The sequence below is a fragment of the Clostridium sp. OF09-36 genome (assembly GCF_003481985.1).
Taxonomy (GTDB): Bacteria; Bacillota; Clostridia; order Lachnospirales; family Lachnospiraceae; genus Brotaphodocola.
Genome location: NZ_QUMD01000003.1, coordinates 92307 through 117512 on the forward strand (window position 1 = coordinate 92307; position 25206 = coordinate 117512).

The following is a 25206-nucleotide window of genomic DNA, read 5'->3' on the forward strand; positions in this document are numbered from 1 at the left end:
GCGCTCCGCTTGGATGCGCACTCGGCGCAAAGGTGGATGGTTGCCAAAGCAACCGCGCCTCGGCGCGAGAATGTGCCAAGGCACATTCTTTCTTGTAGATAATGGAAGCCTGTGAAAGAAAGGAGTTTTGAAAGAAAGCCGCCTGTGTAATGAAAAAGGCTGCTGTGGAAACTGCACATTGGCGTGGGCATGTGGCAGGGATCAGGCCAAGAGGTTACAGAATAAGGAGGATGAGTGAAATAAAAAAGATTATGGCGGTTTATGACGTGGACTCCAGGTATGCGGACCGGTTTGCAGAATTTGCAAACCAGAGGGAACAGGTACCGTTTCGGGTGGTGGCATTTACCAGTCTGGAGAAGCTGCGGGAATTTTCGGAGCGGGAGGAGATTGCGATCCTCCTGGTGGGGGACTCCGTCACGCAAGAAGAGCTGATCGGGATCCGGGCGGCGCAGATTGTGCGCCTTAGTGAGACCGGACTGGCAAAAGAAGGAGAAGCCGTGGTGTATAAATACCAGGCTTCGGACAGCCTTCTGCGGGAAGTGATGTCCTGGTACCAGCCACAGGAAATTCTGCCGCTTATGACGGTAACAGGCAGAAGAAGCCAGATCGTTGGTGTGTATTCCCCAATTGGCCGCTGCGGGAAAACAAGCTTTGCACTGACACTTGGACAGGTGCTGGCGCGGGATGAAAAGGTCTTGTATCTTACGCTGGAGGAATTTTCCGCATTGTCTGCCCTGACAGCAACGGTGTATACCAGCGGACTCTCAGACCTGCTGTATTATTACATCCAGCGGGAATACAGTCCAGTGCGTCTGGGCAGCGTGACTTACAACTGGGGTGGGCTGGATTATATTCCGCCGCTTACCAATGCGGAGGATAAAAACGGGATCAGCCAGGAAGTATTTACCGGGCTGATCCGGCGGATCGCAGCAGACGGTGCTTATGAAACCTTGCTTCTGGATATAGGAATGTTTTGCGGCGGGGCAGAGGAACTTTTGTCAGTCTGTGACCTGGTATATGTCCCGGTAAAGGAGGATGTCGTATCAGCTGCAAAGCTGGAGGAGTGGAAGGAATACTTAAAACGGTCCGGGCGCAGTGTGATTTGGGAAAAGCTGCGGTTTTTAAAGCTCCCGGGACCAGGGCAGGCTCTTGTCCGGGAAAATTACCTGGAGCAGCTTTTGTGGGGAGAGCTGGGAGACTTTGTGCGGGAATTAAGATAAGGAGGAAAAACCAAAACCCCGTTGCCGGGCATATACATGTGAAGGATAACAATTTTGTGGGGAGGTGATAGATGTGGCTTGGACAAATGTGGGAGCGGACCATGCGGCAGCGGGAAGTGACCCGCGAGAACAGGAGAAAAATCTTCTGGACCTTCTTCGCATGGAGGTGCGGGAAGGACTGTCTGGTCTGGATCAGATCGGGGATGAGGAATTGTACGATTGCATCGACCAGGCAATCGCAGGTCAGGCAGAACACCGCTACCTGCCTTTGGGAGAGCGCATTGAGCTGAAAAACCGGCTGTTTGACAGCTTCCGGCGGCTTGATATTTTGCAGGAGCTGGTCGATGACCCGGAAGTGACAGAGATCATGGTCAATGGAAAAGACCATATTTTTGTTGAGCGGGGAGGAAGGCTGGAACGTTGGGAGCACAGCTTTGAGAGCGTGGAGCAGCTTGAGGATATGATCCAGCAGATTGTCAGCAAGATCAACCGGGTGGTGAATGTAAGCAGGCCGATCGCGGATGCAAGGCTGGTAGAAGATGGTTCCCGTGTACACATCGTACTTCCACCCATTGCCCTGGAGGGACCGGTGGTGACGATCCGGAAATTCCCGGAACCGATCACCATTGAGCGTCTGATCCACTATGGCTCTTTAACGGAAGAGGCGGCAGAATTTTTGGGGATGCTGGTGCGGTCCGGGTATAACATCTTCATCAGTGGCGGAACCGGATCCGGAAAGACCACATTTTTGAATGCGTTATCATCTTATATTCCCGAGACAGAGCGGGTCATTACGATTGAGGACTCTGCAGAGCTGCAGATCACCCAGGTACCAAATCTGGTGCGCCTGGAGACCCGGGGAGCGAATGCAGAGGGCGAAGGTGCAGTCGAGATCAGTGATCTGATCCGGGCATCCTTGCGAATGCGCCCCAATTACCTGATCGTTGGGGAGGTCCGTGGAAAAGAATGCCTGGACATGCTGCAGGCGCTCAACACCGGACATTTTGGCCTTTCCACAGGACATGGGAATAGTGCGCGGGATATGCTTTCCCGGCTTGAAACCATGACGCTGATGGCTGCAGACCTGCCGCTACCTGCGGTAAGGGGGCAGATCGCCTCGGCGATAGATATTCTGGTTCACCTTGGGAGACTCCGGGACCGGAGCAGGAGGGTGCTGGAGATTATGGAGGTGACAGGCTTTTCGGATGGGGAGATCCAGCTAAACCCGCTTTACCGTTTTATGGAAAGAAGGGATGCAGATGAGGAAAAGGAGCGGGGAGAGCCAGAAAAGTGCGGTAAGAGCAGAGCTTTGCAACGGAGCGGAAAAGGAAGGGTTTCGGGCACGCTGGTCCGGGTCGGGAACCTTAAAAACCGGGAAAAACTGCAGGCAGCAGGCTGGGAAACAGCAGGGACTGGATTATAACCAGTATCACCTGTCAGCAAAGGAGTTTGCATGGGTGCTTGGAAAAAGTGCGGCAGTGAGCGGCTTATTTGCTTATGTGTTTTACCGCAGCATGCAGGTATTTCTGCTGTTGCTGCCGGTCAGTGTTTTTCTTCTTTTCTGGAGGGAGCGAAGACAGCGTTTAAAAAAACGCAAGCTCCTTTTAGCACAGCAGTTTAAGGAAGCTATGGTGATCCTGGCAGCATCGCTTAGTGCAGGCTACGCCATGGAAAATGCCATGGCAGTGAGTCTGGAGGAGTTGCGGCTTTTGTATGGGGAAAAAGGACTGATCGTTCAGGAGTTTTCCGGAATGGTGCAGCAGATCCGGACCAACCGGAATGTGGAGCAGGTGCTTTTGGAGTTTGCCGCCCGGAGCGGGCTGGAGGATGTGCAGAATCTGGCAGAGGTGCTGGGAATCGGAAAGCGGACAGGAGGTGATCTGGGAAGCATCATGCGCCACACGGCGGAAGTAATCCGGGATAAGATGCAGGTAAAAGAAGAGATCATGACGCTGACAGCGTCGAGACAGTTTGAGCAGAAGATCATGAACCTGATTCCTTTTTTCATCGTTTTCTATGTGGAAGGAACCTCGCCGGGCTTCTTTGACCAGATGTACCGGACCGGAATGGGACGGTGCCTTATGACATTGTGTATGGGATTATATCTGACTGCCTTCTGGCTGTCAGAGCGGATTCTCGACATTGAGGTGTAGTATGAGAGCAGGCGGTGGAGGACAAAACGAAAGAAACAAATATAAATCAATGCAGGGCAGGAGTGCCCAGAGAAGACCGCTGCAAAACGGAATACGTTATGGCAAAACAGAGCCGCAAAGAACTGGACAAAGCAAAACAGAAGCGGGCAAAAACAATCGAAGGTGGATAGAACAGATCAGAATGTGGCGAAGCAGGATTGCAAAAAGCAGCTTCCTGCGCCCGGGCGTCTGTGTTGCAGTCAGCCTGCTCCTTTGGGGGTATCTGACTTATCTGGCACCGGATCAGGAAAATGGCTTGTCACAGGGGCAGCTGGAAAGGGAAGGATATGGTGGCTCACTAAAAGAAGAACAGCTGGTAGTAAGCGGCCTTGGAACTGAAGAGCAGACGGTGACGGTAAAGGTCAGTCCAAGGGTCTACACAAGAGAAGAAGCGGATGCGGTGTTTTTTGAGATCATGGACAGTCTGGAGGAAGAAATCCGCGGAAAGAACGAGAGTCTTCAGGCAGTGTCGGAAAATCTGAAGCTTCCCTCTTATCTGGATGAGTATGGTGTGCGGGTGCGCTGGCATTCTTCAGAGCCGGAGCTTTTGTCTTCTGAGATTGAAAAGAAACAGGAGGTGGTGCTTCAGGCAGAGCTTTCAGCAGGCGAGTACCGGGCAGATTTTGAACTGCCGGTAACGCTGGTGCCTAAGAAACTGACGGAGGAGGAACTGCTGAGAAAGCATTTTTCGAAAGAGGTAAACCGTCTGGATGAACAGCAAAAGCAGTCATCATCGCTGCAGCTTCCAATGGAATATCAGGGGAAAGCGTTGTCTTACCGAAGCGCAGAAAAAAACAGTTATGCTGTGATTCCATTATTGGGTGTGCTGATGGCGATGCTTCTTCTGTTGCAGGAAAAATCGGGCCAGCAGAAGCTGGAGAAAAAACGGGAGCAGCAGCTTTTGCTGGATTATCCGGAGGTGGTGTCAAAGCTGCAGGTGCTGGTAGGCGCCGGAATGACAGTGCGCAATGCCTGGGGCCGCATGGTCCATGATTATGAAAACGTATCTGGGAAAAAGGTACGGCCTGCTTACGAAGAAATGCGCCAGACCTATTACCAGATGGAAAATGGAACGGCAGAGGGAGCCGCATACCGGGATTTTGGAAGGCGGTGCCGCCTTCAGCCATATTTAAAGCTGAGCAGCATCCTGGAACAGAACCGGAAGACCGGAACAAAAAACCTGAGGGAGCTTTTGCACAGAGAGGTGGTGGATGCATTTGAACTGCGGAAAAATCTGGCGAGAAGACTGGGGGAAGAAGCGGGGACTAAGCTTCTGGCTCCGCTTCTGCTCCTGCTGTTTGTAGTGATGATCTTTATCATGGTGCCTGCCATGATGACAATGGGGTGAAGTAAATGCGCAAACATATTGGATAGTTACGAAATAACAAAAGAAATGGGGGAAACATATGAATAAGAAGAATTGGAAGGAACATAAGCTGCTGCAGGAGTGGAACGCGTTCTGGAAACAGGAAGAAGGCGTTGGCACAATCGAGATTGTTTTGCTCCTTGTCGTGCTCATTGGATTGGTCATCATTTTCAAGGCCCAGATCACCAAGCTGCTGGAAAACATTTTTAAGGAGATCGAGAGCCAGTCAAAGGAAGTGTATTAGGAATACATGGTCAGGATGTGATGCGGGATGAGGCAGTATGGAAAAAAACAGGGATTAAGCGGACAGATCACAGTGTTTATCAGCATGATCCTAATGATCCTTTTTGCATTTTTGTGTGTGCTGATGGAGTCGGCGCGGACGGCCGGGGCAAGATGGTACTTGCAGATGGCAGCATCCTCTGCCATGGATTCTGTATTCAGCCAGTATCATCGGGAACTGTGGGACCGGTATCGCTTGTTGTTTGCGGAATATGAAGGCCCGGAAGAGATTGAGCAGGATTTCGCAGGATTTCTGCTGCCTTATCTGGAAACAAAAAACTGGTATCCTATGGCATTGGAGCAGACGGCTGCGGAGGAAATTGTGCGGGCCACGGACGGTCATGGTGCATATCTGGAGAAAGAAATCCTGGATTACATGAAATACGGAGTATGGAAGCTGGATTTTGAGGCGATGCCGTGCCGGAGCTCTGGGACTATGAGCGGGAGGCAGAGGCGGTGACTGAGATGGCACAGAGCTACCGCCTCAGGACCCGGGATGTGTGGAAGCTGGAGCGGGTTCTGGAAGATATCAGCGGAAATCTGGACCGGCAGCGGACATTCCGTGAACAGGGCTTAAACAGTCTCTCGTCTTATGACGGTGCAGGATTTCGCCGGGAGGCAGAGCGGATGATCGGGGAATTAAGAAAGATTCCGGGACTGGTCCGGCAATATGAAAAAGAAGCAGACAAGCTGGCCACTGTCCTGGCATCAGACCGGCAGGAGCAGAATGCACGTGCGGACCGTTTAAGTGCCGGGACAGCAGCGGCCCTGGAGGAGGAAATCCAGGAATACGAGGCATACATAGCGGAAGATGGAAAACGGCGTCAGGAAATCCGGGATCTGGACCTAAGCAGTGCTGAGCAGATCCAGCGTCTGGAAGCATTGATCGAGCTCTCCTATGAAGTGGAACGGGAGATTGAGGAATGGGAGGATGATGACGATGAAGACGGAGATGGCGGCGAGCCAGATTATGAGAGCCTGTGGAGACCGGTGCGCAATGGACTGGAGGGTATCGTAATCCCGGTCTTATCGTTTGCGCATGGCATTCAGGATAAAGAAAAAGAAGGCTGGTTAAAGCAGGTGGAACAGCTTTACCAGGAGGGAATGCTGGGCCTTCTGGTACCAGATGGACACCAGATATCGGAAAAGCTCGCCAGCACAGCAGAGCTTCCTTCCCATACAGAAAGCTATGAGGAGGGTGCCGGGAGCGGCAGCATGGTGGATCATGTTCTGGTGAATGAATACTGCGGGATGTTTTTCTCACAGTTTTGTTCGGGAGCAGAGCAGAAGAATATTTCGGAGAAAGGGAGAAACGGAAAGGTCTGTCAAAGACCGGGACAGATCCAGGCGAAACAACGGGGGACGGCACAAAGCCGGAAATACAGCTGGAAACACAGGCGCAGGTTCTGGATTACGAGATAGAATACCTCCTGTTTGGAAACGCAAGTGACCGGGAAAATTTAAGCGATGCGGTGCACCGGCTTTTAGCAGTCCGGTCCGGCCTGAATCTGATCCATATTCTTTCTGACAGCGGGAAGCGGGAACAGGCCAGGGCGCTGGCAGCCGTGATCACAGGTGCCGGTTCCATCACACCGCTGATTCTGGTGACAACCTTTTTTGTTATGTCAGTCTGGGCTTTAGGGGAAGCACTTATGGACGTAAAAGGACTTCTGGCCGGGAAAAAGGTGGTTTTGTTGAAAACATCAGAGGACTGGACGTTAGATGTGGAAAACCTGCTGGTTTTAGGACGGGATGGAACACTGGAAGCGGGAGGCGGGGAACGCGGACTTTCGTATCTTTCCTGGCTGAAGATCCTGCTATTTGTGGAACCGGCAGTCCGGCAGGAATACCGGATCATGGATGTGATCCAGCTGAATCTGGGACAGGGAAAAAGCGGATTCCGCATGCGAAACGGAGTGTATCAGGTGCACATGTCCGGGAATGTTTGTGGAAAATACCTGTTCTTTTCTCCGGCATTTGTGGAAAACATGACAGGAAACCGGGAAACGGGAATGAATCTGACCGTGAAAGTAGAACGGCGCTATTAAAAAGGAGGTGAAAAGGAATGCTCTGCTGGATGAAAGATCTGGTCAGCCGTGGAAAACAACGGGCGAATCAGAAAAATAAAACAAATGTACCTCTCCAAGTACGAAGCCCCTTTCAGAAAGACAAATGGTTCTCAGCCCCAAAATGCGGCAGGAAATATGAGTCCAGCAGGGCATTCCCTTTCACCTCCCTAAACGCGTCCCTGACACTGGAAGCATCCCTGGTGCTGCCACTCCTGATCTTTGCTTCAGTCTGTCTGATGCTTCCGGCCAGGATCATGATGACAGAGCGGAAAATGCAGGCAGGCCTGGAAGCTGTGGGAGAGGAACTGAGCCAGTATGCGTATCTCCTGGACAGTGTCGAGCGGGGAAACTTAGGCAGCATTCTAGGGGCAGGGGAAGCAGCCCTGGCATTTTGCCAGAATGCAGCGGTCGTAGCAGCTCCCATTTATGCCTACGGAAAAACAATGGATTACTGTGACACGGCGCGGGTATCCCACGTCAGTATGCTGGGATCTTCTATCCGTGAGGATGGGGAGACGCTGGATCTGGTTATGGAATATGATATTTCCTTTCCGTTTCCGGTACTCGGACTTTCCTCCCTTCATCGCACGGTGCGAAGCCGGAGACGGTGCTGGATCGGAAGAGAAGGGCGTTATGGGGCAGATGCGAATGCCGGTGATGAGGATGAGCAGATTGTATATGTCGGGAAGAACAGCACGCGCTATCATCCGGACCGGAGCTGCCATTACCTGTCAAACAAGCTGACTGCGGTAGCCTGGGAAAGTGTATCCGGTAAGCGGAACACAGACGGCAGCAAATATTATCCATGCGCCTCCTGTGCAAAAAACGCAGGAAAGGGAAGCACCGTTTACATTATGCCAAGCGGGGGACGCTACCATACGATGCAGGACTGTAATGCGATCATGGCTTATGTGCGGGCCGTAAAATTAAAAGAGGTAAAGCATCTGGGGGCCTGCTCTTATTGCGGTGGAGGATGACAAAAATGACGATGACTCTGGTTCTGGCCCGCATGGGCATCTTTATAATTTTTCTGATGACAGCGGCCTGGCAGGACTTAAAAGCAAAACAGATCAGGATATGGGTATTATGTTTGGCCGGAATGGCAGCAGTGGTGTTTCAGGTACTGACCGTTTTTATGGCATTGTATACCGGGGAGGAGTCAGTGGTGCGTCCAATGATCATGGCAGGAGGAGCTGCTTTATATGGAGATGGTTCAGGCACTGGGAGCGTGTGGGAGGTCTGTCTGCCTTATCTGTCTGGCCTTCTGCCAGGTGTGGCCCTGCTGGTATTTTCCTGGCTGAGCCAGGGAATCGGAACAGGGGACGGCTGCTTTTTTCTGGTAAGCGGTCTGCTCCTGGGGCTGGCAGATAATCTGCTCCTTTTGTGCGGGGCAGTGTTTAGCAGCGGGTTATTTGGATTGGGCTATTATGTGTTTCACTGTGTGAACCGCTGCCAGAACCGAAACAACAATCAGAAGAGAAAAATGGGGATTGGAAAGACAGAGCTTCCGTTTTTGCCTTTTGCAGTGGTACCTGGAATTGGGATTGTGGTAAGCCGGCTGGTACAGATGGGAATTTTGGTTTTATAGGAAATTATTTCCTAAGACATCCGAAATATTTCGTGGAATGCAAAGCAGTGATTGAGCATGTTATGGAGCTATTAGAAGGGAATGCAGAGTGCACCTCGCATAAAGACAGGTGGCTGTCAGGAAGGGGATAGGCAAGAGCGAGTGATATACACGGGAGAAAGACGTCAGAAAAAAGGATTGCGGGCCAGTATGACGGTAGAGGCCGCAGGCGTTATAGCGGCAGTGCTGGTCACATTTATGGTCCTGATGGGACAGGCAATGAGCTGGAGTGCCAGGACAGCAGGAAATTTCAGGCTGCATGAAACTGTGGAGCGGGAACGTCATCAGATCGGGCATGACCGGGAGGAGCGCATTCAGAGGCAGGCAGGCGGAAGAAATTGGAGCTTAGAGATTTCGGCACCTGTATTCCGGCCGGAAAATTTGCTTAGGATGTGGAGTCTGGTGGAGGATAGAACATGAAGACCAGTTATCAGAGAGAAATGAAGCGAAATTACCTGATCGTAGACCCGGAACTGTCGGAGATTCCGGAAATGATTCCATTTGAGCAGAAAATGCTGGAGCAGAACCAGATTGACGGAATCCTGCATTTTCAGGTAAGACAGAAGGATGAAAAAATCCGTTTCTTTTATGAGATCACATCCAGACAGCCATTGATCCGAATGCTGGAGGGGCAGTCTGTGCAGGCACCGCAGATCCGCGCCCTGGTATTTGGAATCGCACGTGCCCTGGATCATATGGAGCAGTACCTGCTCAGTGAGAAAAGTGTATTGCTGGATCCGGAATATCTGTATGTAGATCCGGAAAACCTAAAGGTCTGGTTGTGCCTGGTTCCTGGAAGAGAGTGCGATTTCCCGGAGGACTATAGTAAGCTTTTGGAGTACCTTCTTGGAAAAGTAGACCACCGTGATAAGGAATCCGTGGTGCTGGCGTATGGACTCTACCAGGAAACCAGAAAAGAAAATTATGGAATGGGAGATATTTTACGGCTTGCGCAGCAGAAATACAGTGTGAGCGGGTCGGAACACAGGAGCGATTCAAGTGAGTTTCGAACAGGATATGGACGAAATGAAAGAATGGGGACTGATGAAATAACACAAACAGACGGAGCTGCTGCCACAGACAGAGCTGTTGTCGCGAATGAAAGCTCTGAGTGGAAGTGGCAGGAGCAGGATCAGTACCAGACTGGGGAAGCTGACTGGAAATCGATGCCAAACGGAAACCAGCCGGCAGAATGGCAGCTGGGAACGGTGCGCACCAGCAAGATCCAGACAGATTCAGAACCGGAACAGGGTGGCTTTTTTGGAAGGTGGAAAGAGCGCAGAAAAAAACGGCAGGAGGAGAAACAGCGGGAGTATGAGCGGGCGCTCCAGATGCTTGGGAGATGATGTTTGCAGAAAACGATTCTCCGGAATCGCCGGAAGATTTTCAGGAATACGGGGCGGTCACGCAAAGAAATCAGGCGGGAAAACAGGAAACAGCAGTGCAGTCATTTGAACGGCCTATGCAGAGCAGTGACACCGTTCTTTTGAATGGGGAAGCTTCCGAAAGCAGTGCCCGCATCCGAAGGCTTGTGACATTGGATGCAGGCACAGAGGATATTGCCATCGCATATTACCCGTTTATCATTGGAAAACAGGAAAATCTGGTAGACTATGTCCTGGCCCGGGAAACGGTCAGCCGGCTTCACCTTAGGATTGACCGGAAAGATGACCGCTATTATGTACAGGATTTAAATTCCACAAATGGGACCAGCGTGGGCGGTCATATGCTGGAAAATAATGAGACCATGGAAATCTGGGATGGAGTGGAGGTAAACATTGCGGGGGTAAGGTACCGGTTTGAGTAGGGAGATTTATTTTTGTCTTATGAATGACTAGCCCCAGTCTCCCGGATGATCGCATCTGCCCGTTTCTTTACTTCAGGACGGAGTACGGCTCCGATGCCTGGTGCGGTTGGAAGCTTGGTATGACCATCTTCAATGACCGGAAGTGCTTCCACAATATCCTGGTACCAGGTCGCAAGGTTTGCACGCACAACCTCCTGGAACAGCCCGGCCGGGGAGTTTAAGCCCAGGTGAAGGCCAGCCCACAGAAGGACCGGACCGGTGCAGTCGTGCGGTGCGATCGGAATATTATAGCTTTCTGCAAGGGCAGCAATCTTGCGGCCTTCTGTAAGGCCACCGCACCAGCCAAGATCCAGCATGGCGTAATCAAATGCACCTGCTGCGAACATTTGGCGGAAGGTGACGGCTCCGGCGAGCGTTTCACTGCCGCAGATCGGTGTTCTGGTCTTATGGCGGAGTTCTTTGATCTGCTGGATATCATCCATTTTGCAGAGCGGGTCCTCTGCCCAGAAAATGTCGTAAGGTTCCAGTGCTTTACAGATGCGGAGGGCAGCAGGTGCACTCCAGAGACTGTGCATCTCACACATGACTTCAATCTGGTTGCCGACTGCATCGCGGATCTGCTGGAATGGTTTCAGGCCAGTTTCCAGATCTGTGGCAGAGATCCAGTTTCCCTGGGTCTTGGCTGCAAATGGATCAAACGGCCAGATCTTCATGATTTTATAGCCCTCGCTTAACAGGCTTTTTGCCAGGGCACCGGCGTCACGGTTGAATGCGACCTGGTCATCATAAGGTCCACGCATTTCATCATTGTCAGTGATCATGCGGCGGCTGCTTCCGGAGTTATAGGCACTGCTGCTGGCATTGAAGGAATAACCGGAGCAGGTGTTGTAAACCTGGATAGAAGAGCGGGAAGCGCCTCCCAGTGCCTCATAAACCGGAATGCCGTGGCGTTTTCCGGCCAGATCCCAGAGTGCGATATCGATCGCACTGGCAGCGCGGACTTCTGCGCTGGCACTGTGAAAGCCCACATAAGGGGTCAGCAGGGTTCTGGAAATAAGTTCGATATTTCTGGAATCCTGTCCGATCAGCCACGGGCAGATATCGTGATGGATGATGGTTTCGATCGCAGCGGTACCTCGCCAGGCTTCGCCCAGTCCGATAAGGTTTTCATCAGTTTCAATCTCAACCCAGATGCTGTTTGGAAACTGCTCCAGGCGGATGGTGCGTACATTGGTAATGATAGACATGGGAAAATTTCCTCCTTGTAAACGATAGAATATCCTAGAAAATTATAGTATGTGTCATATGTACAATCAACGCTTTTTGTATATGGATTTTTGAGAGTGGATACGTTAAGATAAGAAAAGACCGGGAAACGGTTGCTGAAAGCGAGAACAGAATTTTTATGAACCAATATCAGAATCCTTATTATGTACCGACCCGCCGCCCGCGTGCCTGGGTCAATGGCACATTGATCGTGCTTAATATTCTTTATTTTTTATATCTGGAGCTTGCAGGTTCCAGCGAGGATGGGTATTTCATGCTGCAGCATGGAGCCATGTATGGTCCGTTTGTTTTAGAGGGCCATGAATACTACCGCCTGCTGACCTCCATGTTTATGCACTTTGGAATTGACCACATTGTGAATAACATGCTGGTTTTATTTGTGCTTGGGGATAATTTAGAGCGTGCGCTTGGAAAGGTGAAGTATCTGCTGTTTTATCTGATCTGCGGAGTCGGGGCGAATGTGATTTCCATGCTTTGTGAGATTCCCGTGGGAGACTGGGCCGTGAGCGCCGGGGCTTCCGGCGCCATCTTTGGGGTAGTGGGCGGACTGATCTATGTGGTAGCCGTAAACAAAGGACGCCTGGAGGATTTAAACAGCCGCCAGCTGCTGGTCATGGCAGCATTTTCCCTCTACCTTGGCTTTACCAGTACCGGAGTTGACAACGCAGCTCATGTAGGCGGTCTGGTCATCGGCATGATTCTGGCAGCACTTTTCTACCGTAAACCCAAACGCCCTTGCCGAGCCGCCATCTGGGATGTATAATGTGTGATAGCAATGAGCAGTGCCGAAAACAGGCAGAGCGCAACGGCCGTGCTTGCACTACTAATAACATATGGAGGAAATGAACATGAGAGATGATAATTGTATTTTCTGCAAGATCGCAAACGGCGAAATCCCGTCTGCTACTGTATATGAGGACGATGACTTCCGTGCGATCCTGGATTTAGGTCCGGCATCCAAGGGACATACCCTGATCCTGCCGAAGAATCATTATAAAGACATCTGCGAGGCAGATGAGGCAGTTATGGCAAAAATCCTGCCGCTTGCTGCAAAGCTCGGAAAAGCAATGAAGAGCCAGCTTGGTGCCAGTGGATTCAATGTTGTCCAGAATAATGGAACCAGTGCAGGTCAGACGGTCTTCCATCTGCATGTTCATGTCATTCCGCGCTACGAGGGTGGCCCGGATATGGTAAACTGGAAGCCGGGTAAGCCGGAGCAGGAAGAACTGGCGCAGACTGCAGGAGCTTTAAAGGCAGGGCTGTAAAAAATAGCAATGTAAAACTTCAACAGGGTCGCCTGAGTTGCCTTTTGGCAACTCAGACGACCCTTGTTATATGCTTAAATTGCTATTCCGCATAAGAAGCAATCAGTCCCATGACAATGTTTACAGCATCGGACAGCTCGCTCTTTTCCATCGCGTCTACAAATTTTCTGCGATTCTCATAGGTGGACTCAATGGCATCATACAGGGTATCGCCGGTGACATTTTCTTCTTCCAGAACAGTGGAGAAGCCCTGTTTTTCAAAGGAGCGGGCATTTAAGATCTGGTCTCCGCGGCTGGCTGCGGCAGAAAGCGGAATTAATACGTTCGGTTTTCTGAGGGCCAGAATCTCGCAGATCGAGTTGGCGCCTGCGCGGGAGAGGACGATATCCGCGGCGGCAAACAGATGGCGCAGCGGAGCATCTACATATTCATACTGGACATAACCCGGGCGGCCGATGAGGCTTTCATCCAGATGGCCTTTTCCGCAGATATGTATTACCTGGTATTTCTGCAGAAGCTTTGGAAGCAGTTCACGCACAGCGTTGTTGATGGCAACAGCGCCAAGACTTCCGCCGATGACCATAATGATCGGTTTGGCTGCTGAAAGTCCTGTGAAGTTTAAGCCGGTCAGGCGGTCTCCCTGAAGTAATTCCCGGCGGATCGGAGAACCGGTGAGGACTGCTTTGTCAGCCGGAAGGTACTGCAGGGTTTCCGGGAAATTGCAGCAAACCTTGGCCGCGGACGGGATACAGATCTTGTTGGCCAGTCCCGGAGTCATATCGGACTCGTGGATGATGGTCGGGATCTTATAGTGCTTGGCAGCCAGAACGACTGGAACAGCTACAAAGCCGCCTTTGGAGAAGACCACATCCGGGCGGTATTTCTTTAAGAGTGCGCGGGCCTCCGCATAGCCTTTGATGACGCGGAACGGGTCAGAAAAGTTTTTTAAGTCAAAGTAACGGCGCAGCTTGCCGGATGAAATGCCATCGTAAGGAATACCAGCTCCCTCAATAAGCTTTTTTTCGATGCCGTTGTAGGAACCGATGTAGTGGACCTCGTAGCCGCGCTCTTGTAAAGATGGAAGCAGGGCCAGGTTTGGTGTAACGTGTCCGGCAGTACCGCCGCCGGTCAGAACGATCTTCTTCATATAGAAATACCTCCGGTTGGATAAAAGTCTGTGTAATCGTAACAGTCTGTCACTCTCACAGTTACGCGCGGGTACATAGCTGTACTACTATAGTAACTGCCGTGCCAAAAATGTCAACCCTGAATCGTTTTACGATTGCCTTTCGGGAGAAGGTTTGCTAGACTAATAGCAGAAACATTGCTGCCACACATGCGGGAACTGTAATGACAAGGTTTGCCGGGTTCATGGACAGCAACAGCAGAGCGGTTGCCAGAGATAAAAAACAGCCGTAAAAGTTAAATGAAAGCAGAGGAATTTATAAATGTTAGGAATCATTGGTGCCATGAAGGCGGAGGTAGAACAGTTAAAGCAGGAAATGAAGCAGCCGGAGGTTGTGACCGTAGCCGGCATGGAATTTTATAAGGGAACCATCGGCGAAAAAGAGGTGGTGGTAGTCCAGTCCGGAATCGGTAAAGTCAGCGCAGCTTTATGTGTGCAGATCCTGGCAGACCGGTTTGGCGTGGATGGCGTAGTCAATACTGGTATTGCCGGTTCTTTGAAGGCTGAGATCAACATTGGCGATCTGGTGGTTTCTACCGATGCGATCCAGCACGATGTAGATGCCACTAATTTTGGTTATCCGCTGGGCGAGATCCCGCAGCTTGGAACCCTGAACTTTGTTGCAGATGAGCGCCTGCGCAGTCTGGCAAAGAAGTGCTGCGAGGAGGTAAACCCGGATATCAGTGTTTATGAAGGAAGAGTATTAACCGGTGACCAGTTTATCTGTGACAAGAGCAAGAAGGAATGGCTTGGCGAGACCTTTCATGGTGCCTGCACCGAGATGGAGGGCGCAGCCATCGCTCAGGCAGCATACTTAAACAAGATCCCGTTTCTGATCGTGCGCGCCATCTCCGATAAGGCAGATGACAGTGCATCTATGGACTATCCGGAATTTGAGCGCAAGGCTATCATCCACAGCACGAACCTGACCCGCGCCCTGATCCTTGCATATTAAGACACGTTGTGACTGTGAAGGTACTGAACAGTTACGACGCGTTTTTTAGCAGAATTTGACGAACGATTCTGAGCTCCCTGAACTTTTCAAACGGTGCATGGGCAGTTATAATGATAGCTGTCTGAGACACCAGGGCAGCTGCACTTTTAGGTGGAGAGGATCCACACCTGGAAATTTCCGCAGCTGCAAAAGGAAAAGAAAGGGGAGCTGTTTTTATGCTGCAATTACTGGAAAGTGGCCGTGCGCTGTATGTGCTGACGGCAGCCTGTGTACTGGGAATCCTGACACGGATGATCACCAGACGTGCTTACAAAAGATTGCTGAAGGAAAGCAAAGACCTTTCAATGACAAAAAACAAAAGCTTAAAGGAACTCCGGCAGAGAGCGGAGAATACATACCGGGTGAACCAGGGACTGGTAGACAGCGGGGCCTGGCTGGAGCATCAGCTATATGATTTTAAAGCAATGGGGATCCGGCTTTTAAACTGGACCAGTCTTGGAATCCGGCTGACCTGGCTCTGCCTGCTTTTTGGCGGTGCCTGTGCATTCTTTTCTTACTGGTACCGGCTCGATACCTACTATGTTGTGATGTATGGAGGCGGGGCGGTATTGATGGCAATGCTTACAATGCTGTTTGATGGCGGCATTGCCGGAGATTTGAAAGAGCAGCTTCTGATCAGCCTGCAGGACCAGATCGATAATGTGATTGGTCCGAAGATGGCACGGAACCTTTCTATGGAAAATGGACGCACAGAAGGCATGGGTGACCGGGGCGCACTGCGCAAGGTAAGCCGTCTGGTGGACCGGGCTGGCAGAATGGGCCGGGTGGAGCCGGAAGAGGATCAGGAACAGGCGGTACAGTCCGTGCAGACGGCTGCCACAGCTTCTTCCGGGCGCAGGGAAAAACGCAGAAACAGTGGCCGCATGACGGTATCCGGAAAAACACCGGGAGTGGCAGCCGTCTCGTCCGGAGCGGCAGGACCGGGGCAGGCAGATCCTGCGCAGGAGGTGCCTGACCGAGAAAAGAGTATCCGGGATGCAGATTTTATTAAGCGGGGATTGGAACAGATGGCTGCAAGCCGGGAGAAAAACAGAAACGGTGATGAAAACTGGATCCGGGATCTGAAGCCGGAGGAGATTGAATTGATCGGAGATATTTTAAAGCAGTATCTGGCATAGCACCCGGAATGAAATAGTATAATAATTGAAATGTGTGGCATTGACAAAATCTTGTTGCCAGGCACACATGCATGAATTGCAACAAAGAAGGACGCATTTTCCATATTACAAGGAAAATGCGTCCTTTTTCTGTGGTGCATTACAGCAGTTTCACTGGTACGTGGCACCTATGGTAACATTTTATTCTTCTATCACTTCAATTTCCAGATAATCGAAATCGATCTGCTCAATGAAGCTGTCTTTGGTGAACCGTGTTTTTGCATGGCGCTTAAAGTCATTGATATTGGAAGAGAGCCAGATTGGTTTCCCGAGATCAAATTCATAACAGATATCATCCAGCGCCTGAAATACCATGCTGGTGCGGGAGATGCTGTAATCGGTCAGGCAGATCACGGTGTCGGTTATGAGGTGGCTGTCTTTCCAGATTTTTCCCCACATACGAAACATAAATTTTGCTCCTTTTTGTTTGTAGCTGCTTCGTTTCCTCGCAGTTATGTTCATTTTTAGTAAACGGTACAGGTAATGGAATAACCGGGAGATTCCCGCTCACTATCCTAAGAGTATAGAAGATTTTTCTCCTTCTGTAAAGGCACTTTCACGTTACTGCTCACATTCCGGTCAGAAATAGTTGGACCAATCCATCCGATTGTAGTAAACTGTATATAATATATTGGGAAAAGCTTTTGCAAAAGACAAGCTTTCGAAGGAGGAAACTGTTATGGCGCAGACAATTGAGGAATGCCTGGACTATCTGGCAGCAGCCAGGGAATCTGTTGAGGAGCTGTCACTTGCCGCAGATCGGGAGGAGCAGTTAAAGCAGGATGAAGCCCGTCTGAAAAAATCCCTGGATGCAGAAAAAAAGCAGATGGCAGATGCCGTTGGAAGTACAGTAAAAAAGCGGAGAGAGGATTTAAGCTCCAGCTATGACGTAGAGATCAACAAAGCTCAGGACCTTCTTAAAAAGGCCCGGACAAAGCGGGAAAAGGCGAAGAACCAGGGAATTAAGGAGCGGATCGCGGAGGAGACATCAGAGCTTCATGAGTACAACAAGGAGCTGGTCAGCCGCATGAAGGCAAAATTCCGGGAATACCATGCGCCGTCCTGGTGCCGGAGCCGCCTTTACTACAGCCTTTACATGCCAAGATGGGCGAAGGAGTTTTTCGGTCTTCTGATCTTTATCGCATTATTTTTCCTGGCGCTGCCGTTTGGCGTTTATGCAGTATTGCCGGAGCATAAGACCTGGTACCTGGCGCTTATTTATGTGGCCGATATTTTGGTGGTGGGCGGCATTTATATGTGGATCGGCAATCATACCAAGCTTCAGTATGCGGAGTGTTTAAGGGAGGGACGCCAGATTCTCGACCAGATGCGTGCCAACGATAAAAAGATCAAGGTCATCACCGGGACGATCCGCAAGGACCGCAACGAGTCGCTTTATAATCTGGAGAAATATGATGATGAGATCGCACGGCTGACCCAGGAACTGAATGAGGTGGCTGCGAAGAAAAAAGAGGCTTTGAATACGTTTGAGACTGTGACAAAAAACATTCTCCAGGATGAGATCGAGCATAGCCACCGGGAAAAGATCGGGGAGCTGGAGCACCAGTATGCGGATGTGAAAAAGCAGCTTCAGCTTACCACGGCAGAGGTGAAGGCACGCCGCCTGACCCTGACAGACCAGTATGGAAGCCATCTTGGAAGAGAATTTTTAGATCCGTTCAAGCTGCAGGATCTGAGCAATATCCTCCAGCAGGGACGGGCCACTAATATTAGCGAAGCGATCAGCGTTTACCAGGAAGAGGAAAAAAGCCGCTGACGCATAAAAGTTGTCCCATGTGCCTATAATAGGAGTAATAAAACGGCGCAGGCGGGATAAAACATGAAAAAGAAAACCAGAGAGCAGGACATATACTATTTCGATTCGAAGGAGCAGGAGGACACCGGACGTTGTGCCGGCATGCTCCGGCAGATGATCAGTGAGATCATGCAGCGGGAGAACCGGAAGGGTGTCCTGCTCTTTTGTATTGGAACAGACCGCTCGACCGGTGACAGTCTTGGTCCGTTGACCGGCCACAAGCTGAAGGCCGCCGGGCTGGAGGACTGCTTTGTCCAGGTGGTGGGGACACTGGATTGCCCGGTCCACGCCATGAACCTGGAGCAGGCAGTTTTCATGGTACACCGGTGCTACCCGGAGTATGTGATCGTGGCAGTGGATGCATCGGTGGGACAGACAGAGCACGTGGGCTGCATTACCCTGGGAAGAGGAGCGCTCCGCCCGGGACTCGGGGTGAGCAAGGAGCTGCAGGCGGTGGGGGATATTTTTATTACCGGGATCGTGGGCGGATACGGAAGCTATGACCCGCTCATGCTGCAGAGTGTGCGCCTTTCCGTGGTGATGCGGATGGCCGATTACATCTGTGCCAGTGTCCGGCAGGCACTGCGCCCGGATGTGCGCAGCTTTTGTCGAAGAGTTTTTTGAACGTGGTGACCGGAACTGACAAATTATACGCAGACTCCGTGATATGATGCATCAAAGTATAAAATATCATGTAGCGGGGTGAGGTCATGGGAGAACTTTATAATCCGTATCCGAAGCTGCCGAAGAATATCCGGCAGGTCGGGGAGCGGGACCAGGTGGTAAAGCTTTATATCGAGGATTATGTCAATACATATTTAAAACGGCTGTATCCGGCTGGCGGACAGGATCTGCGGGTCGGCCTTTTGCTGGGAGAGATCCGCACAGAGGACGGTGTCCCGTTTCTTTTTATTGACGGTGCCATAGAGATGGAGCAGGTAACAAAGGAAGGGGAAAAGGTAGAATTTACCGAGGAAGCCTGGAAGAAGGCGTATCAGGTTATGGAGCAGATGTTCCCGCACCGCAGTGTGCAGGGGTGGTTTTTGTGCGGGGCACCGGGCTGCGCGCTTAGCCCACTTGATTACTGGAAGCAGCATGGGCAGTATTTTGCCGGAAAAAACCAGCTCATGTATTTAAATTCGGGCCTGGAAGGGGATGAGGCCATCTACACGGCATCGGAGGATGGCTTTTACAAGCTGCGCGGCTATAGTATTTATTATGAGCGCAACCAGATGATGCAGGATTATATGGTTTCCCGGAAGGATGCAAGACGGGTAGAAAGCGGGACGCGGGATACGGTGATCCAGGATTTCCGCGAGCGGATGGAGGACAACCGGCAGGGGGCGGCGAGGGCCCGGTCTGCGATCGGACTTTTAGGAGGTGCGTGCAGTGTTATGGCAGTCCTTGTCCTTGCCGGAGGTCTTGTGATGTTCGGAAACTACCGGAAGATGAAGGACATGGAGGCGGTCATTGCTTCGGTGATGCCTTCGGATGGAAAGTCTGGGGCATTCCGGTCCTTTGCGGGAGCAGATGGCAGTGATGAGGTAGAGGTGGAAGCTGTGCCGGGTGAGGTATACCCGACACTTGCAGATATTGTGATCAGCCCGGAGCAAGGAAGCGGCACAGAAAGTTCCGTACCGGCTGGGACAGAGGGCGGTAAAGCTGGAAACACCCAGACAGAAGCTGGTGCGCCGGCAGGCGGAGCGGGGGCAGAAAGCCAGGAAAAAGCAGGGACACTTCACGGCGGTAACGCCGGGGCTTCAGCGGATGCGCTGTCCGGGGAAACGGAGCGTGGTCCGGTGGTGAAGGAATCAGGAAACCATGCGGATGACCCAGCCGCGAAAGAAGCGGAGGCTGGCGCGGCTGCCAGACACCGGTTCAGGGGGCTAAGACCGGTGTGGCTGCCCAGGCAGCAGCTTCCGTACAGATCCCGGCAGATGCAGTAAAGCATGTGGTGCAAGAGGGCGAAACCTTGTATGGAATCTGTATGGAGCAGTACCACAGTATGGCGCAGATCCCGCAGATCTGTGCATGGAATGGACTGGCAGATGAGAATCATATTTCAGTTGGGCAGGAGTTGTATCTTCCTGCAAAATGAGGTATACTGGAATGAGATATGTTACGCATTAGGAGACAAATGAGATGAGTGATTTCAGCTCCATGAGCAGAGAAAGCAAGAAAGATAAGCTGCGCAGACAGGTTGTCAGGCCGCAGCAGGCCGCATGGAACGCTGATCCGCAGGAAGACAGTGAGACGGTGGTGCGCAAGGCCCATAACCGGGTGCTGCGCCGCAGATGGGGACTGGTGCTCCTGCTTGTGCTTCTCGTTGCGGGAGGGGCAACCGCGTGGATCTTTTACCAGCGCAATTACCACTATTCCAGCTATGAAACAGCGTGGCAGGTGGATTTAAACGAGGGAAGCCTTGTTGGTTATGAAAGCTTTGGAACAAATGTTTTAAAGTATACAAAGGACGGTGCCTCTTATATGGATAACCGGGGACGCACGGTGTGGACGGAAAGCTATGAAATGAAATCTCCCATCGTTTCCATAAAGGGAGATTACGCAGCCATTGCAGACCAGCAGGGAAACAGTATTTATATCTGCAATACCGATGGTACACTGGGACAGGCTGTCACGGTGCTTCCGATCAGTAAGGTTGCAGTATCCGGTACCGGCGTAACGGCAGCAGTACTCGAGGATTCCACATCCAGCTACATAACCTTTTTTAAGAAGGATGGAACATCTCTCGATATTACGGTAAAAACGAATATGTCGGGTGACGGCTACCCGCTCGATATCGCACTATCGGAGGATGGCACCCAGCTTATGTGCTCCTTCGTGTACCTGCAGGGCAGTGAACTGAAAAACCGCGTTGTATTTTATGATTTTTCAGAGATCGGAAAGAATGTCCCGAACCGTCTGGTAGGCGGCTTCGACGATGAATTCCAGGGAGATATGGTCCCGCGGGTAACGTATATGGGTGACCCGTATTCCTGCGCCTTCTCCGGAAAGGCCCTGACCTTCTTCTCATCCCGGAATCTGGCATCTCCGGAGTTAGTGGAGCAGAGGGCAATCGATGAGCGGATCGACAGTGTTTTCTATTCCGATGAGTATGCGGCAGCCATTGTCCGCAACACCAACGGGGAGTATGGAAGCAGGCTCGAGGTTTATAAAAAAGACGGCACCCATGTGCTCAGCAAGGAATTCAATTTTGAATATACGAATGCAGATTTAGATGGAGATCTGATCATCCTGTATAATGAAGATTCATGCAGGATTTATAATATGAGCGGAACGGAGAAGCTTGATGCGGCCTTCGATTTCCCTGTATCAAAGATCAGAAAGGGACGGTTCCCGGGCACGCTTGTGGTGACTGGTCCCCAGCAGATGCGTGAGCTGAAGCTGCGCTAGCCGGACCGCTGGATCATTACGCCGCTGTAACTGCGTTTCAGTTATGTACAGGCTCCGGCAGCAAAAGAGGTATGCAATACAAAATCATATAATACCAGGAGGTCTCACCAATGAACACTATCGATACCATGTCTGTGAACGCGATCCGCGTATTATCCGCAGATGCGATCCAGAAAGCAAAATCCGGTCATCCGGGTCTTCCGCTGGGCAGTGCCCCGGCTGCTTATGAGCTCTGGATGAACCACATGAACCACAATCCGGCAGATCCGCAGTGGGCAAACCGCGACCGTTTCATCTTATCCGGCGGTCATGGCTCCATGCTGTTATATTCCCTGCTCCATTTATTCGGATATGGTGATCTGTCCAAAGAAGATCTGATGAATTTCCGTCAGTTAGGCTCCAAGACCGCAGGTCATCCGGAGTATGGCCACACCGTTGGTGTTGAGGCAACGACCGGCCCGTTGGGTGCAGGTATGGGTATGGCAGTCGGCATGGCAGCAGCAGAAGCACATCTGGCAGCAATCTTCAACAAAGAAAATTACCCGGTTGTTGACCATTACACCTATGTACTGGGCGGCGACGGCTGTATGATGGAAGGTATTTCCTCTGAGGCATTCTCCCTGGCAGGAACCCTTGGCCTTTCCAAGCTGATCGTATTATACGATTCCAACCGTATTTCCATCGAGGGAAGCACCGATATCGCATTTACCGAGAATGTTCAGGAACGCATGGCTGCATTCGGCTTCCAGACCCTGGACGTTGCAGACGGCAATAACTTAGAGGAGATCGGCAAGGCGATCGAGGAAGCAAAGGCAGATACTACCCGCCCGTCCTTCATCACCATTCACACCCAGATCGGCTATGGCTGTCCGGCAAAACAGGGCAAGGCAAGTGCACATGGAGAGCCGTTAGGTGAGGAAAACATTGAGGCTATGAAAGACTTCCTCGGCTGGCCATCCAAAGAGCCGTTCTATGTACCGCAGGAGGTTTATGACCACTACAAGAAGGCAGCTGAGGAGAAGGCTGAGTCTGAGGCAGCATGGAATGTGATGTTTGCTGCATACTGCCAGGAGTACCCGGAGATGGAAGCACTCTGGAACCAGTACTACGGCGGTACCGACGAGCTGGCAAAGGCTCTCATGGAGGATGAATCCTTCTGGGCAAATAGCGAGAAAGCTGAAGCAACCCGTAACCTTTCCGGTAAAGTCATCAACAAGTTAAAAGACCGCATGCCGAACCTGATCGGCGGTTCTGCTGACCTGGCACCGTCCAACAAGACCAATATGAGCGATGCAGGTGATTTCTCCAAGGCAGACTATGCCGGAAGAAATATGCACTTTGGCGTGCGTGAGCTGGCTATGACCGCAATCGGAAATGGTATGATGCTGCACGGAGGACTGCGTACCTACGTATCCACCTTCTTCGTATTCAGTGATTACACCAAGCCGATGGCACGTCTGTCTGCTCTGATGAAGCTGCCGTTAACCTTCGTATTCACCCACGACAGCATTGGTGTCGGCGAAGACGGCCCGACCCATGAGCCGATCGAGCAGCTGGCTATGTTCCGCGCAATGCCGAACTTCCATGTATTCCGCCCGTGTGATGCAACCGAGACGGCAGCTGCATGGTACAGCGCAGTAACCTCCAAGACCACACCGACCGCACTGGTACTGTCCAGACAGAACCTGGCTCCGATGCCGGGAAGCTGCAAGGATGCTTTAAAGGGCGGTTATGTCATCGATGACTGCGAGGGAACCCCGGATCTGATCCTCATCGCTTCCGGTTCCGAGGTAGAGCTTTCTGTAAAGGCAAAAGCAATCCTGGCAGCAGAGGGCAAGAAGGTCCGCGTCGTATCCATGCCGTGCATGGATCTTTTTGAGGAGCAGTCTGCTGAATATAAAGAGTCCGTACTCCCGAAAGAAGTGCGCAAGCGTGTTGCCGTAGAGGCACTGAGCGACTTCGGATGGGGCAAATATGTTGGCCTGGACGGTGCATGTGTCACCATGACCGGTTTTGGAGCAAGCGGCCCGGCTTCCCAGCTCTTTGAGCATTTTGGATTCACCGCAGAGCATGTTGCTGAGGTAGCACGCAGCCTGTAACATTCATTTGCAATTGATACCGCATTGCGTAAACAGTAATGCGTGAACAAGTAACACGATACCGCCCGGCAGAAAAACTGCCGGGCGGTTTTTTCTTGCATTCATCTCAGAATTCTTTTATACTACATACAAGAAATACAGGATTTTGGAAAAGGGGTGCCTGTTTCTAAAAAGAAAGAGGAACAGGGGAAGACCATGATCGGAGAAAGGAGTTTGGCCATGTGCGAAAACGGAAAGAAATGTATTGGTGTTGATGTGGGGGGAACCTCCGTCAAGCTTGGTTTATTTGAGACAGACGGTACCTTACGGTTTAAGTGGGAAGTTCCCACCAGAAAAGAAGAGGGCGGCCGGTATATTTTAGAGGATGTGGCTGCTTCCATCCGGGAAGTGCTGGCGGAAAGGGAGATTCATTTAGCAGATATCCTGGGAGCCGGACTCGGCATTCCGGGACCGGTCCTGCCGGACGGTTACGTGGAGGTCTGCGTAAACCTTGGCTGGAGAGATTTGAATCCGCAGAAGGAATTAAGCGCCCTGTTAGACGGCATTCCGGTTAAGAGCGGAAATGATGCCAACGTGGCAGCGCTTGGTGAGATGTGGCGTGGCGGTGGTATGGGCTTTACCGATATTGTCATGGTAACGCTCGGGACCGGCGTTGGCGGCGGCATTATTATCGATGAAAAGATCATTGCAGGCAAGCATGGACTGGGCGGCGAAATCGGTCATATCCATGTCCGCGATGAAGAGTGGGAGCACTGCAACTGCGGCGGTGTAGGCTGTGTAGAGCAGATTGCCAGCGCAACCGGCATTGCCAGGGAAGCAAGACGCCGTATGACGGCAGAAGAGACTCCTTCCGCACTTCGCCAGTATGGCGATGACGTAACCGCAAAGGATGTTCTGGATGCGGCAAAGGCAGGGGATGAGCTGGCGCTTTCCGTTGTCGAGACGGTAGGACGTTATCTGGGACTGACGCTGGCAACCATTGCCATGACAGTCGATCCGCAGATGTTTGTCATTGGCGGCGGTGTATCAAAAGCTGGTCAGTTTTTGATCGATATCATCGACAAGTATTACCAGCATTACACCCCGATCTCAGAGAACAAGGGCGTTATTGGTCTGGCAAAGCTGGGAAATGATGCGGGAATCTACGGGGCAGCCCGTCTGGTTCTTGGTTAGAACTTCACATGTATCAAAAAAAGAAACGCCCGGAGCATGATTGCTCCGGGCAAACTATTGCAAAACCGCGTAAAATCGTATAAAATGAGGAGACCCCGGTGGACTTTCGTCCAGCCGGGGCAATTATGAAAAATCTATGTGCAATTTGACTGTTTCATCAAGTTACAACCTTTTCTTAAGTTGTTTTCAGTATAGGAAAAAGTTGTGAATAAATTATGAACGACACATGAACAA

At 51.3% G+C, this 25206-nt stretch carries 27 protein-coding genes; 24 read left to right on the top strand and 3 right to left on the bottom strand.

Annotation, left to right across the window (positions count from 1 at the left end; genetic code table 11):
* Positions 1-230 precede the first annotated feature (230 nt).
* The 13 genes from DXA97_RS03755 (at position 231) to DXA97_RS03815 (ending at position 10563) form a co-directional block, all read left to right on the top strand.
* A complete protein-coding gene (locus DXA97_RS03755; RefSeq protein ID WP_243031982.1) occupies positions 231-1220 on the top strand; it encodes a hypothetical protein in 990 nt (329 codons plus the stop codon).
* Positions 1221-1380: 160 nt separating this feature from the next.
* Complete coding sequence (locus DXA97_RS03760; protein ID WP_118718720.1) at positions 1381-2643, top strand: CpaF family protein; 1263 nt, start codon at positions 1381-1383, stop codon at positions 2641-2643.
* Positions 2644-2677: 34 nt separating this feature from the next.
* Positions 2678-3373 carry a type II secretion system F family protein gene (locus tag DXA97_RS03765; protein ID WP_243031980.1) on the top strand — a complete coding sequence of 232 codons (696 nt, stop codon included), beginning with the start codon at positions 2678-2680 and terminating at the stop codon, positions 3371-3373.
* A 181-nt stretch (positions 3374-3554) separates the two neighbouring features.
* A complete protein-coding gene (locus DXA97_RS03770; protein ID WP_118718615.1) occupies positions 3555-4760 on the top strand; it encodes a hypothetical protein in 1206 nt (401 codons plus the stop codon).
* Positions 4761-4818: 58 nt separating this feature from the next.
* The gene (locus DXA97_RS03775; protein WP_118718616.1) at positions 4819-5022 is read left to right on the top strand and encodes a Flp1 family type IVb pilin; all 204 of its coding nucleotides are present in this window, start codon (positions 4819-4821) and stop codon (positions 5020-5022) included.
* A gap of 27 nt (positions 5023-5049) precedes the next feature.
* Entirely contained in the window at positions 5050-5520 is a 471-nt protein-coding gene (locus tag DXA97_RS03780; RefSeq protein ID WP_118718617.1) for a hypothetical protein, read from the top strand.
* Complete coding sequence (locus DXA97_RS21485; RefSeq protein WP_147355535.1) at positions 5478-6482, top strand: DUF5702 domain-containing protein; 1005 nt, start codon at positions 5478-5480, stop codon at positions 6480-6482. The genes DXA97_RS03780 and DXA97_RS21485 overlap by 43 nt, the downstream gene beginning before the upstream one ends.
* An 8-nt stretch (positions 6483-6490) precedes the next feature.
* Entirely contained in the window at positions 6491-7108 is a 618-nt protein-coding gene (locus DXA97_RS20705; RefSeq protein WP_279221129.1) for a DUF5702 domain-containing protein, read from the top strand.
* 17 nt (positions 7109-7125) lie between these two features.
* Positions 7126-8106 carry a hypothetical protein gene (locus tag DXA97_RS03795; protein ID WP_118718620.1) on the top strand — a complete coding sequence of 327 codons (981 nt, stop codon included), beginning with the start codon at positions 7126-7128 and terminating at the stop codon, positions 8104-8106.
* 5 nt (positions 8107-8111) lie between these two features.
* A complete protein-coding gene (locus DXA97_RS03800; RefSeq protein ID WP_118718621.1) occupies positions 8112-8717 on the top strand; it encodes a hypothetical protein in 606 nt (201 codons plus the stop codon).
* 189 nt (positions 8718-8906) lie between these two features.
* Positions 8907-9176 (top strand): hypothetical protein, encoded by a 270-nt coding sequence (locus tag DXA97_RS03805; RefSeq protein ID WP_118718622.1) that lies wholly within the window; start codon positions 8907-8909, stop codon positions 9174-9176.
* Positions 9173-10102: a DUF6382 domain-containing protein gene (locus tag DXA97_RS03810; RefSeq protein ID WP_118718623.1), complete on the top strand. Its 930-nt coding sequence runs from the start codon at positions 9173-9175 to the stop codon at positions 10100-10102. The genes DXA97_RS03805 and DXA97_RS03810 overlap by 4 nt, the downstream gene beginning before the upstream one ends.
* A complete protein-coding gene (locus DXA97_RS03815; RefSeq protein ID WP_118718624.1) occupies positions 10099-10563 on the top strand; it encodes an FHA domain-containing protein in 465 nt (154 codons plus the stop codon). The genes DXA97_RS03810 and DXA97_RS03815 overlap by 4 nt, the downstream gene beginning before the upstream one ends.
* Before the next feature lie 17 nt (positions 10564-10580).
* Here DXA97_RS03815 and DXA97_RS03820 read toward each other — a convergent pair whose 3' ends face one another.
* Entirely contained in the window at positions 10581-11810 is a 1230-nt protein-coding gene (locus DXA97_RS03820; protein ID WP_118718625.1) for a mandelate racemase/muconate lactonizing enzyme family protein, read from the bottom strand.
* Positions 11811-11968: 158 nt separating this feature from the next.
* On the opposite strand from DXA97_RS03820, the gene DXA97_RS03825 reads away from it, so the two are divergent.
* Positions 11969-12613, top strand: coding sequence for a rhomboid family intramembrane serine protease (locus DXA97_RS03825; RefSeq protein WP_118718626.1), 645 nt, complete (start codon positions 11969-11971; stop codon positions 12611-12613).
* Between the two features lie 85 nt (positions 12614-12698).
* Positions 12699-13115: an HIT family protein gene (locus tag DXA97_RS03830; protein ID WP_118718627.1), complete on the top strand. Its 417-nt coding sequence runs from the start codon at positions 12699-12701 to the stop codon at positions 13113-13115.
* A gap of 82 nt (positions 13116-13197) precedes the next feature.
* Here the strand turns inward: DXA97_RS03830 and DXA97_RS03835 are convergent, their stop codons facing one another.
* A complete protein-coding gene (locus DXA97_RS03835; RefSeq protein ID WP_118718628.1) occupies positions 13198-14262 on the bottom strand; it encodes an undecaprenyldiphospho-muramoylpentapeptide beta-N-acetylglucosaminyltransferase in 1065 nt (354 codons plus the stop codon).
* A gap of 301 nt (positions 14263-14563) precedes the next feature.
* Here DXA97_RS03835 and DXA97_RS03840 point away from each other — a divergent pair, with 301 nt between their 5' ends.
* Together DXA97_RS03840 and DXA97_RS03845 are read left to right on the top strand one after the other, a co-directional pair.
* Positions 14564-15256, top strand: a complete 693-nt coding sequence (locus DXA97_RS03840) for a 5'-methylthioadenosine/adenosylhomocysteine nucleosidase (RefSeq protein WP_118718629.1) — start codon at positions 14564-14566, stop codon at positions 15254-15256.
* Positions 15257-15471: 215 nt separating this feature from the next.
* Positions 15472-16434 carry a hypothetical protein gene (locus DXA97_RS03845; protein ID WP_118718630.1) on the top strand — a complete coding sequence of 321 codons (963 nt, stop codon included), beginning with the start codon at positions 15472-15474 and terminating at the stop codon, positions 16432-16434.
* 180 nt (positions 16435-16614) lie between these two features.
* Here the strand turns inward: DXA97_RS03845 and DXA97_RS03850 are convergent, their stop codons facing one another.
* On the bottom strand, positions 16615-16881 hold the full coding sequence (locus tag DXA97_RS03850) for a hypothetical protein (protein WP_118718631.1): 267 nt from the start codon (positions 16879-16881) through the stop codon (positions 16615-16617).
* Between the two features lie 271 nt (positions 16882-17152).
* Between DXA97_RS03850 and DXA97_RS03855 the strand changes: the two genes are divergently transcribed.
* The 7 genes from DXA97_RS03855 (at position 17153) to DXA97_RS03880 (ending at position 24972) form a co-directional block, all read left to right on the top strand.
* A complete protein-coding gene (locus DXA97_RS03855; RefSeq protein ID WP_118718632.1) occupies positions 17153-18250 on the top strand; it encodes a hypothetical protein in 1098 nt (365 codons plus the stop codon).
* Positions 18251-18313: 63 nt separating this feature from the next.
* On the top strand, positions 18314-18913 hold the full coding sequence (yyaC, locus tag DXA97_RS03860) for a spore protease YyaC (protein WP_118718633.1): 600 nt from the start codon (positions 18314-18316) through the stop codon (positions 18911-18913).
* 86 nt (positions 18914-18999) lie between these two features.
* Entirely contained in the window at positions 19000-20235 is a 1236-nt protein-coding gene (locus tag DXA97_RS03865; protein WP_347561443.1) for a peptidoglycan-binding protein, read from the top strand.
* On the top strand, positions 20187-20387 hold the full coding sequence (locus DXA97_RS21875) for a LysM domain-containing protein (RefSeq protein WP_347561444.1): 201 nt from the start codon (positions 20187-20189) through the stop codon (positions 20385-20387). Before DXA97_RS03865 ends, DXA97_RS21875 begins: the two co-directional genes overlap by 49 nt.
* A gap of 44 nt (positions 20388-20431) precedes the next feature.
* The gene (locus DXA97_RS03870; RefSeq protein WP_118718634.1) at positions 20432-21700 is read left to right on the top strand and encodes a DUF5711 family protein; all 1269 of its coding nucleotides are present in this window, start codon (positions 20432-20434) and stop codon (positions 21698-21700) included.
* 110 nt (positions 21701-21810) lie between these two features.
* Positions 21811-23799, top strand: a complete 1989-nt coding sequence (tkt, locus tag DXA97_RS03875) for a transketolase (protein ID WP_118718635.1) — start codon at positions 21811-21813, stop codon at positions 23797-23799.
* Positions 23800-23994: 195 nt separating this feature from the next.
* A complete protein-coding gene (locus DXA97_RS03880; RefSeq protein WP_243107549.1) occupies positions 23995-24972 on the top strand; it encodes an ROK family glucokinase in 978 nt (325 codons plus the stop codon).
* Positions 24973-25206: the final 234 nt, after the last annotated feature.

Coding starts and splice junctions, on each gene's coding strand:
- DXA97_RS03770 (WP_118718615.1), top strand. CDS start 3,555: ATGTGGCGAAGCAGGATTGCAAAAAGCAGCTTCCTGCGCCCGGGCGTC.
- yyaC (WP_118718633.1), top strand. CDS start 18,314: ATGAAAAAGAAAACCAGAGAGCAGGACATATACTATTTCGATTCGAAG.
- DXA97_RS03815 (WP_118718624.1), top strand. CDS start 10,099: ATGATGTTTGCAGAAAACGATTCTCCGGAATCGCCGGAAGATTTTCAG.
- DXA97_RS03810 (WP_118718623.1), top strand. CDS start 9,173: ATGAAGACCAGTTATCAGAGAGAAATGAAGCGAAATTACCTGATCGTA.
- DXA97_RS03820 (WP_118718625.1), bottom strand. CDS start 11,810: ATGTCTATCATTACCAATGTACGCACCATCCGCCTGGAGCAGTTTCCA.
- DXA97_RS03865 (WP_347561443.1), top strand. CDS start 19,000: ATGGGAGAACTTTATAATCCGTATCCGAAGCTGCCGAAGAATATCCGG.
- DXA97_RS03780 (WP_118718617.1), top strand. CDS start 5,050: ATGAGGCAGTATGGAAAAAAACAGGGATTAAGCGGACAGATCACAGTG.
- DXA97_RS03880 (WP_243107549.1), top strand. CDS start 23,995: ATGATCGGAGAAAGGAGTTTGGCCATGTGCGAAAACGGAAAGAAATGT.
- DXA97_RS03755 (WP_243031982.1), top strand. CDS start 231: ATGAGTGAAATAAAAAAGATTATGGCGGTTTATGACGTGGACTCCAGG.
- DXA97_RS03850 (WP_118718631.1), bottom strand. CDS start 16,881: ATGTTTCGTATGTGGGGAAAAATCTGGAAAGACAGCCACCTCATAACC.
- DXA97_RS03855 (WP_118718632.1), top strand. CDS start 17,153: ATGGCGCAGACAATTGAGGAATGCCTGGACTATCTGGCAGCAGCCAGG.
- DXA97_RS03760 (WP_118718720.1), top strand. CDS start 1,381: ATGGAGGTGCGGGAAGGACTGTCTGGTCTGGATCAGATCGGGGATGAG.
- DXA97_RS03845 (WP_118718630.1), top strand. CDS start 15,472: ATGCTGCAATTACTGGAAAGTGGCCGTGCGCTGTATGTGCTGACGGCA.
- tkt (WP_118718635.1), top strand. CDS start 21,811: ATGAACACTATCGATACCATGTCTGTGAACGCGATCCGCGTATTATCC.
- DXA97_RS03775 (WP_118718616.1), top strand. CDS start 4,819: ATGAATAAGAAGAATTGGAAGGAACATAAGCTGCTGCAGGAGTGGAAC.
- DXA97_RS03830 (WP_118718627.1), top strand. CDS start 12,699: ATGAGAGATGATAATTGTATTTTCTGCAAGATCGCAAACGGCGAAATC.
- DXA97_RS03835 (WP_118718628.1), bottom strand. CDS start 14,262: ATGAAGAAGATCGTTCTGACCGGCGGCGGTACTGCCGGACACGTTACA.
- DXA97_RS03840 (WP_118718629.1), top strand. CDS start 14,564: ATGTTAGGAATCATTGGTGCCATGAAGGCGGAGGTAGAACAGTTAAAG.
- DXA97_RS03870 (WP_118718634.1), top strand. CDS start 20,432: ATGAGTGATTTCAGCTCCATGAGCAGAGAAAGCAAGAAAGATAAGCTG.
- DXA97_RS03800 (WP_118718621.1), top strand. CDS start 8,112: ATGACGATGACTCTGGTTCTGGCCCGCATGGGCATCTTTATAATTTTT.
- DXA97_RS03805 (WP_118718622.1), top strand. CDS start 8,907: ATGACGGTAGAGGCCGCAGGCGTTATAGCGGCAGTGCTGGTCACATTT.
- DXA97_RS03795 (WP_118718620.1), top strand. CDS start 7,126: ATGCTCTGCTGGATGAAAGATCTGGTCAGCCGTGGAAAACAACGGGCG.
- DXA97_RS03825 (WP_118718626.1), top strand. CDS start 11,969: ATGAACCAATATCAGAATCCTTATTATGTACCGACCCGCCGCCCGCGT.